At 55.9% G+C, this 1,072-nt stretch carries 1 protein-coding gene; it reads left to right on the forward strand.

Going from position 1 to position 1,072, the window contains the following annotated elements:
* Positions 1 to 46 precede the first annotated feature (46 nt).
* Positions 47 to 1,068 (forward strand): IS630 family transposase gene (locus BW940_RS20985; protein WP_235847885.1). Its coding sequence is split into 2 segments (ribosomal slippage): positions 47 to 550 and positions 553 to 1,068, totalling 1,020 coding nucleotides; the frame shifts between segments, so codons are not numbered across the junction.
* The last annotated feature ends 4 nt before the right edge of the window (positions 1,069 to 1,072 follow it).

The following is a 1,072-nucleotide window of genomic DNA, read 5'->3' on the forward strand; positions in this document are numbered from 1 at the left end:
ATACTGTCGGCTGAATATTCTTTAGGCTAGAGTGTGATTATAGGGTATGTCCACGCTTGATGCCGCCACCCTCGACGACCTCCGCGACGCTCTCGCGGAGGTCGAGGACAAGAAGCCGACACAGCGGCTAATGGCGGTGATCAACTACCTCGAAGAAGACGACGCGACGATGGCAGAGGTAGCTGAACGGTACGGATACACCGGTCCATGGCTGTCTCGTTGGGTTGGCCGGCTCGACCGGCTCGCTGATGAGCCGGTCGAGCAAGTCGTCTACGACGATCCGCGTGAAGGCAGACCATCCGAACTCTCTGATGAACAGCACGACCAGTTCGTTGAGGTACTTCACGACTCACCCGAAGAAGTTGGACTAGACGCGCCCGCGTGGTCTGTTCCACTAGCTCGTCACTATCTCTCCGAGGAATTTGACGTTGAGTACTGTGAGCGGCACGTCCGACGATTGATGTCTGAGGCCGGGCTGTCCTGGAAGACAGCCCGGCCGGAGTTCTACAAATCCGACGAGAGAGCCCAAGAAGCCTGGCAAGAAGGCTTCAAAAAAAGCGCAACGACCTGGACGACGAATACACGGTCCTGACGATCGATCAGACGCGACAGGTTCTCTCGACGCTAATCTATGCGTGGTTTCCGGAAGGAGAGCGCCCGTCACTCCCGGTGACGGGCGCGTGGGATAGCATCAAGTTGCTTGGTGCAGTCAGCGACGGCGGTGAGACGTTCTTTCTGCCGTGTGCAGAGAACTTCAACAGCGACACAACAATCCGGTTACTCGACGCACTCCAGACAGAGTTCGGCGAGAAAATCTGCGTCGTCTTGGACAACGCCTCGTATTTCACGGCGAACGCAGTGCAGGAATTCGTCGAAGACACATCGATCGAGCTGTGTTACCTTCCGCGGGGTTCACCAGAGCTGAACCCCGCGGAAGAGTGCTGGAGACAACTCGATCAAGAACTTGGGAACCGTCTGTTCGAGACGCTTGACGATCTTCGTGATGCTGCTCTCTCTGCACTCAACCGAATCAAAGTTCCAGATGTCTTTACGTATTTATGTCCGTGAGTAT

Origin of the sequence: Natronorubrum thiooxidans (genome assembly GCF_900156475.1) — an archaeon.
Lineage (GTDB): Archaea > Halobacteriota > Halobacteria > Halobacteriales > Natrialbaceae > Natronorubrum > Natronorubrum thiooxidans.